At 70.3% G+C, this 7,094-nt stretch carries 7 protein-coding genes; 6 read left to right on the forward strand and 1 reads right to left on the reverse strand.

Translation table 11 applies throughout. The features are described from left to right. The first annotated feature begins 24 nt into the window (after window positions 1-24). Window positions 25-1,275, forward strand: a complete 1,251-nt coding sequence (locus ACWEV3_RS37190) for a dihydrolipoamide acetyltransferase family protein (RefSeq protein ID WP_452618388.1) — start codon at window positions 25-27, stop codon at window positions 1,273-1,275. Window positions 1,276-1,414: 139 nt separating this feature from the next. Here ACWEV3_RS37190 and ACWEV3_RS37195 read toward each other — a convergent pair whose 3' ends face one another. Then, window positions 1,415-1,717 carry a hypothetical protein gene (locus tag ACWEV3_RS37195; protein ID WP_363898001.1) on the reverse strand — a complete coding sequence of 101 codons (303 nt, stop codon included), beginning with the start codon at window positions 1,715-1,717 and terminating at the stop codon, window positions 1,415-1,417. Between the two features lie 119 nt (window positions 1,718-1,836). Between ACWEV3_RS37195 and ACWEV3_RS37200 the strand changes: the two genes are divergently transcribed. The 5 genes from ACWEV3_RS37200 (at window position 1,837) to ACWEV3_RS37220 (ending at window position 6,873) form a co-directional block, all read left to right on the forward strand. Continuing rightward, on the forward strand, window positions 1,837-2,706 hold the full coding sequence (locus ACWEV3_RS37200; protein ID WP_452618389.1) for a helix-turn-helix domain-containing protein: 870 nt from the start codon (window positions 1,837-1,839) through the stop codon (window positions 2,704-2,706). 19 nt (window positions 2,707-2,725) lie between these two features. Further along, complete coding sequence (locus tag ACWEV3_RS37205; RefSeq protein WP_452618390.1) at window positions 2,726-2,971, forward strand: DUF397 domain-containing protein; 246 nt, start codon at window positions 2,726-2,728, stop codon at window positions 2,969-2,971. A gap of 212 nt (window positions 2,972-3,183) precedes the next feature. Further along, complete coding sequence (locus tag ACWEV3_RS37210) at window positions 3,184-5,556, forward strand: xanthine dehydrogenase family protein molybdopterin-binding subunit (RefSeq protein WP_452618391.1); 2,373 nt, start codon at window positions 3,184-3,186, stop codon at window positions 5,554-5,556. Continuing rightward, window positions 5,553-6,401 (forward strand): FAD binding domain-containing protein, encoded by an 849-nt coding sequence (locus tag ACWEV3_RS37215; RefSeq protein ID WP_452618392.1) that lies wholly within the window; start codon window positions 5,553-5,555, stop codon window positions 6,399-6,401. The genes ACWEV3_RS37210 and ACWEV3_RS37215 overlap by 4 nt, the downstream gene beginning before the upstream one ends. Next, complete coding sequence (locus ACWEV3_RS37220) at window positions 6,394-6,873, forward strand: (2Fe-2S)-binding protein (RefSeq protein ID WP_452618393.1); 480 nt, start codon at window positions 6,394-6,396, stop codon at window positions 6,871-6,873. The genes ACWEV3_RS37215 and ACWEV3_RS37220 overlap by 8 nt, the downstream gene beginning before the upstream one ends. Window positions 6,874-7,094 lie beyond the last annotated feature (221 nt).

The following is a 7,094-nucleotide window of genomic DNA, read 5'->3' on the forward strand; positions in this document are numbered from 1 at the left end:
CCCGAGGCACCCAGGAGGTAAAACATGGCCGAGCTTCTCCGCGTGCCCGAGGTGGCCGCCGACACCGCGGAAGTCGTGCTGTCGACCTGGCAGCTCACCGAGGGCGCCGCGTTCGCCGAGGGCGATGCGCTCGTCGCGGTCGAGACCGACAAGGCCGAGGTCGAGATCAGCGCCGATTCCGCAGGAGTGCTGCTGAAAACCCTGTACGAGCCGGGTTCCGAGGTCGCCGTCGGGGCTGCGATCGCGGTGCTCGGCGCAGCCGGCGAGCACGTCGCAGACGTCGATGCCCTGCTGGCGGAGCTGGGCGTCGCGGTCGCGCGGTCGGCGGAGACCAAGCAGGCGGTTCGCCGGGAGATCCCGGAATCCCGGCCCGCACCGGCACAATCCGCCGACCGCGGCGGCCGGATCTTCGCGAGCCCGCTGGCCCGTCGGCAGGCCAGGGACGCGGGCCTGGACCTGGCCGAGCTGACCGGCACCGGCCCGGGCGGCCGGATCGTGCGCCGCGACATCGAGGCCGCCATCGCCGCACGACGGCAGGAGCAGCCGGAAACCTCACCGCAGCAGGCCGAATCCTCGCAGCCCGCACCGCATTCCGATGCGTACGAGGACGTTCCGCACAGCCGGATGCGCAGGGCGATCGCGGCCCGGCTCACCGAGAGCAAGCAGACCACCCCGCACTTCTACCTGCGGGCCCGGATCCAGGTCGAAGCGCTGCTGGCGCTGCGCGAGCAGGTCAACTCGACCGGCCCGGTGCGGGTCTCGGTCAACGACCTGCTGATCAAGGCGGTCGCCAAGGCGCATGCCGCGGTGCCGGAGATGAACGCGATCTGGCTGCCCGACGCCATCCGCCGCTTCCACCACGTCGACGTCTCCGTCGCCGTCGCGACCGGCGGCGGGCTGGTGACGCCCGTGCTGCGCGGGGTCGAGGACATGTCGGTCTCGGCGATCGCCGGGCGGATGCGCGAGTACGTCGACAGGGCCAAGAACGGCGGGCTCCGCCCCGAGGAGTTGCAGGGTGGTTCGATCACGATCTCCAACCTGGGCATGTTCGGGGTGGCGGAGTTCGACGCCATCATCAACCCGCCGCAGGCGGCGATCCTGGCCGTCGGGGCGGTCCGGGAAGAGGCGGTGGTCCGCGACGGCGAGGTGGTGCCCGCCGAGGTGATCGACGTGGTGCTGTCGGTCGACCACCGGCCCGCGGACGGCGCCCTGGCGGCGAAGTGGCTCGACGCGTTCACCAAGACCGTCGAGAACCCCCTGCAGATCCTGATCTGATCGACGGGGTCGTGAGTGCTTTGAGGCCCCTGCAGTTTCGCGGTTCGATGTTTCTGCTGGTCACTCAAGCCGTGCGTACTTTGTGTCGCTATGGCAGCACAAAGTACGCACGGCCCCGCACACAACCCGTGCCTCCCCGTCAGAGCCAGACGAGGCGGAGGTCTCGGATCAACGAGAAGCACTCCAGCGCGCCTTCGGCTGAGTCGGAGTTGCCGGTCCAGCCGTGCGGGCTGACGAACACCGCGCCCGGTCCGTCGGCGCCGGGAGCGCGGCAGAAGTCCAAGCCCCACAGGTAGATCCGCGCGTCGGTGACCCCATCACCATCCCGCGCGACTTCGCACAACGCGAACTTCCTCGGCTGGTAAGCCCCGGCGAGGTCCTCCAGCACCGCCGGAAGCTCGTCCTCACCCCAAGGGCCCAGCGAAAAACGCGGCTCCAACATCCCGACTCCCATCTGCCGATCAACCTGCAAGAAGGTTAGCGAGAAACTTGCTCCTTAACAGTCGCTGATCCAGGTGATCGATCTTCCGGTAGCCGATTTGGGTGCAGCGGGGTGCCAAGATGAGCGGCATGGCGATGTCCCCGGACCCGAAGGTGCTCAAGATCCAGATCGGGATCGAGTTGCGCCGCTTGCGCGAGAACGCAGGCCACACAGCAGCCGAAGCAGCAGAGGTCCTGGGCGGCGCGGTACCCAAGATCAGCAAGATCGAGAACGGCAAACAGGCCGCCACACCAGAAGAAGTCGAGAAGCTGGCCGACCTCTACGGCACGCCGGCGAAACGCCGGAAGTACCTGGTGGGACTCGCAGCACAGGTCCCGAAACGCAGCCGTCGCCGGACCATGTACCGCGACGCCGTACCGGACTGGTTCCAGCGTTTCCTGGCGCTGGAAAGCGATGCATCGGAGATTTACAACTACGAACTCGAGACTGTCACGGGGTTGCTGCAGACGGAGGACTACGCTCGCTCGACGATCCGAAACTGGGAACCCGCCGCAGATCCTCGGTTGATCGAGAGCCAGGTTCAAACCCGCATGCAGCGCCAAGCGATCCTGCAGAAGGCAAGCAAGCTGCAGATCTTGGACATGGTGGTCAGCGAAGCCGCACTTCGACGGGTTCAGGGCAGCAGGGAGATCATGCGTGCCCAGCTGCATCATCTGCTCGATCTCTCAGAGCAGCCCAAGGTCGAACTTCGAGTAATGCCGTTCGAAGCAGCAAGCCGGATAACGGTTCTCTCCTCCTTCACGCTCTTCCAACTCTCCCAGCAGGAACTGTCGGCTGTTTACCTGGAAGACGTTCTCGGCGCGACCTACCTCTGGGAACCGGACGAGTACACGCGCTACAGCGTCGTCTACGGACGCCTCAGAGCGGCCGCTCTCCCGCCCTCGGAATCCCGGGACCTCATCTATAAGGTGGCAACGACACACCAGTGAGTGACCAGGAGGGGTATCAATGCCTACCCCGGATTTCACCGGCGCAACTTGGCGCAAGAGCAGCTACAGCGGCTCCAACGGCGGCCAATGCGTCGAAGTGGCATGGCGCAAGAGCAGCCGTAGCGGTTCCAACGGCGCGGCATGCGTCGAGGTTGCTGTTCAGCCGGCTTTCGTCGGTGTTCGGGACTCGAAGGATCCCGATGGCCCGGTGCTCGTCTTCGATTCCGGCTCCTTCGCGCGGTTCCTCGGCACCTTGAAGGGCTAGGCACGCAGAAGCCTGGTCAGAGCTCGTGAGTGGTTTGGAGTGCTATGACGCTCCAAACCACTCACGAGCCGTGACCTGCGGATACCTCTACCCGAAGCCTGCAGAGCCAACTTCCGGAGGATTGCGCGCGCGCCGGGGCTGCCGCACGCTACCCGAGGGATCGCCGCCGCCACCGCTCCCGGCTGCGGCGCACACGGCGGTCGGGAGGCCCGATGGTGCAACCGGAGCAGAGCATGCGCCCGACGCTGCTCGGCGTCCGGGTGCCCCGCATCGAGGACGACCGCTTGGTCACCGGGCGCGGCCGGTACATCGCCGACGTCGTCCTGCCCGGCATGGTCGACGCCGCGTTCGTCCGCAGCGACGTGCCGCACGCGCGGGTGCGCGGTGTCGACACGGCGGCCGCGCTGGATTCCCCTGGGGTGCACGCGGCGTTCTCCGGTGCGGACCTCGACGTTCGCGCCGTTCCGGACCTGATGCCGTGGGTGCGCGGCGTGCAGCACTTCCCGCTGGCGCACGACCGGGTTCGCTTCGTCGGCTGCCCGCTGGCGGTGGTCGTCGCCGACGACCGCTACCTCGCCGAGGACGCCGCCGAACTGGTCGACGCCGACCTCGAACCGCTGCCCGCCGTCGACACCGCCGAGGACGCCCTCGCCGACGACGCACCGCTGCTCTACCCGGAGTGGGGCGACAACCTCCTGCTGTCGATGCCCGCCCCGGAGAACCCCGCCGTGGACGAGGCGTTCGAGCGGCTGCGCACGATCAGCGGCACCTACACCACGCACCGCCACGCGGCCGTGCCCATGGAACCCCGCGGCGTCGCGGCCGAGTACCGCGACGACCGGCTGACGGTGTGGACCTCCACCCAGGCCGCCTTCATCGTGCGGTCGATGCTCTCCCAGGTGCTGGGCCTGCCGGAACGCGACATCCGGGTGATCACGCCCGACGTCGGCGGCGGATTCGGGCAGAAGAACGAGGTCTACCCCGAGGACTACGTGATCCCGTGGCTGGCGATGCGGCTGCGCCGCCCGGTGCGCTGGCTCGAAGACCGCCACGAGCACCTGATCACCGCCTGCCACGCCCGCGACATGCGCATCGAGCTGTCCGCCGCGGTCCGCGACGACGGCACCATCGCGGCGCTGCGCGGGCGGGTCCGCACCGATCTGGGTTCCGGCGAGGTGTTCCCCGGCGGGTTCGGCCCCAGCCTGGTCGCCGTCGGTTCGCTGTGCGGGCCGTACCGGATTCCGCACCAGTGCGTGGCGGTGCAGGGCGTGGTCACCAACAAGACGCCGCTCGGCGCCTACCGCGGTTTCGGCATGCCGGAAGGCACCTTCGCCATCGAGCGGCTGGTCGACAAGATCGGGCGCGAGCTGGGCATCGATCCGGTCGAGCTGCGCCGCCGGATGATCCTCGATCCGCACGAGCTCCCCTACGAGACCGCCGCCGGTGCCCGGCTGGACTCCGGCAGCCACCGCGCGGCCTTCGACCGCGCCGTCGAGATCGGCGAGCGGCTGCTGGCCGCCGAACGGGACCGCGCCGAGCCCGGCACTCGCCTCGGCGTCGGCTACGCGACTTACATCGAAGGCGTTGCCGCCAGCGCGTTCTCGATCACCGGCACCTTCAGCGGGCAGGACTCCGCGGACGTGCGCTTCGACGCCGACGGCGGCGTCACCGCGGCGGTGGGCGTCTCGGCCATGGGTCAAGGCGCGCACACCACGGTGGCCACCCTCGTCGCCGAGGAGCTCGCCCTGCCGATCGAGCAGGTGCGGGTCGTGATGGGCGACACCGACACCGCCCCGTTCGGCCTGGGCAGCTGGGCCAGCCGCGGCGCCGTAGTCGCCGGCGGCGCGATCGCGCAGGCGGCAGAAGTGTTGCGGCGCAAGGGAACCGAGATCGCCGCGCACCTGCTGGAAGCCGCGCCGGAAGACCTGGAGCTCGCCGACGGCGGATTCCAGGTGCGCGGCAGCCCGGGCAGCTCGGTGCCCTGGGAGCGGGTGGCGCGGGTGGCGCTGACCCGCACCTTCGAGCTGCCGCCGGGCGTGGCTCCCGGGCTCGACGCGCGCGCGAGCTACGAGCCGCCCGGGATGGACCACGTGCCGCGTCCCGACGGGAAGATGAACGCCTCGGCCACCTACACCAACGCCGCGCACGCCGCGGTCGTCGCGGTCGATCCCGCCACCGGCGAGGTGCGAGTGGTGCGGTACGCGGTCGTGCACGACTGCGGGCGCGTGATCAACCCGCTGACCGTCGCCGGGCAGATCCACGGCGGCGTCGCGCAGGGCATCGGCGGCACGCTCTACGAGCAGCTGCCCTACGAGGACGGCCAGCCGCTGGCCACCACGTTCATGGAGTACCTGCTGCCCACCGCCTGCGAGATCCCGGACATCGCGACCGAGGAGTTGTGCAGCCCGGCACCCGAAACCCCGTTCGGGATCAAGGGCGTCGGCGAGGCGGGCATCATCGGCCCGCCGGCCGCGATCGTGCGCGCCGTCGAGCACGCCCTGGAACCGCTCGGGGTGGCCGACATCGACACCACGCCGCTGACGCCATCGGTGGTGCGGCGGCTGATCGAGGAGGCCGCGTCGTGAAGCCGCCGCCGTTCGACTACGTCCGCCCCGGCAGCCTCGGCGAAGCGGTGCGGCTGCTCGCCGCCGACGAGGACGCGAAGGCCCTCGCCGGCGGGCAGAGCCTGCTGCCGATGATGAACTTCCGGCTCGCCCGCCCGAGCGTCCTGGTCGACATCGGCCGCCTGCCCGAGCTGACCGAACTGCGCCGCGACGACGGCGTCATGGTCATCGGGGCGGGCGTGCGGCAGCGGGCCGCCGAGACCTCGCCGCTGGTGCGGCAGGCCTGCCCGCTGCTCGGGCAGGCGCTGCGCCACGTCGGCCACCACCAGATCCGCTCGCGCGGCACCATCGGCGGCTCCCTGGCGCACGCGGACCCGGCGGCGGAGCTGTGCGCGGCCGCGTGCGCCCTCGACGCCGAGGTCGTGGTGACGGGCACCGGCGGCCGGCGCACCGTTGCCGCCGCCGAGCTGTTCGTCGCGCCGTACCAGACCTCGCTAGCCGCCGACGAGATCCTCACCGAGGTGCGGCTGCCGATCCGCGACGCCCGCCACGGCTTCGCCGAGATCGCCCGGCGGGCCGGGGATTTCGCCCTCGCCGGCGTGGCCGCGGCCCTGGAGTTCGACGGCGGCACCGTGACTCGTGCGCGACTGGCCGGTCTCGGCATCGGCGGCACGGTGCGGCGGCTGCCGGAGGCCGAAGAGGTCCTGCTCGGGCGGGCGCTCGACGCTGATGCGATCGGTGCCGCGGCAGACGCCGCCGCCGACTCCGCCACGCCGCCCGACGACCTCCACGCCGATCCGGAAACCCGCCGCGCCGCACTGCGCGCGGCGGCACAGCGAGCCCTGGAGCAGGTGGTCCATGACTGACGTCCCGGCCGCGAACCGCGAGATCGCGCTCACCGTCAACGGCCGCGAGGTCCGCCGCCGCGTGCCGGTGCGCCGCCTGCTGGTGGACTTCCTGCGCGACGACCTCGGCCACACCGGCACCCACGCCGGCTGCGAGCACGGTGTCTGCGGCGCGTGCACGGTCCTCATCGACGGCGAGCCCGCGCGCTCCTGCATCACGCTCACCGTGCAGGCCGACGGAGCCGAGGTGACCACGGTGGAAGGCCTCACCCCCGACGGGGGCTTGAGCCCGATGCAGCAGGCGTTCAAGGACTGCCACGGGCTCCAGTGCGGTTTCTGCACACCGGGGTTCATCACGACGCTGACCGCCGCCGATCCCGAAGAGCACCCCGACGACGAGGCCATCCGAGAACTGCTGTCCGGCAACATCTGCCGCTGCACCGGCTACCAGCACATCGTCGACGCCGTGAACCAGGCCTGGGGCCGGGGTTAGAGCTTGTTTCCAGGCTCGTTCTGCGTAGCGGTGCGGGTAGCGGAACCTCAGAGGCCTTCTCGCTGTGGGATCCCCAATTCACCACGTCGGGACTGTCCTCGCGCGGGACGTGGAACGCGGGACGCCGGTTTCGCGCGAAACCGGCATTCCGCGTGGGGCAGAATGGCGGTTTCGCGCGAAACCGGCCGCGGTGTCAAGCAGCGTCTGGCTTCGGGGTTTTA

The sequence above is a fragment of the Saccharopolyspora sp. NPDC003752 genome, assembly GCF_053605825.1.

Excerpts from the sequence above, each read along its gene's own strand:
- ACWEV3_RS37195 (WP_363898001.1), bottom strand. The coding sequence starts at position 1,717 with ATGTTGGAGCCGCGTTTTTCGCTGGGCCCTTGGGGTGAGGACGAGCTT.
- ACWEV3_RS37190 (WP_452618388.1), top strand. The coding sequence starts at position 25 with ATGGCCGAGCTTCTCCGCGTGCCCGAGGTGGCCGCCGACACCGCGGAA.
- ACWEV3_RS37210 (WP_452618391.1), top strand. The coding sequence starts at position 3,184 with ATGGTGCAACCGGAGCAGAGCATGCGCCCGACGCTGCTCGGCGTCCGG.
- ACWEV3_RS37220 (WP_452618393.1), top strand. The coding sequence starts at position 6,394 with ATGACTGACGTCCCGGCCGCGAACCGCGAGATCGCGCTCACCGTCAAC.
- ACWEV3_RS37205 (WP_452618390.1), top strand. The coding sequence starts at position 2,726 with ATGCCTACCCCGGATTTCACCGGCGCAACTTGGCGCAAGAGCAGCTAC.
- ACWEV3_RS37200 (WP_452618389.1), top strand. The coding sequence starts at position 1,837 with ATGAGCGGCATGGCGATGTCCCCGGACCCGAAGGTGCTCAAGATCCAG.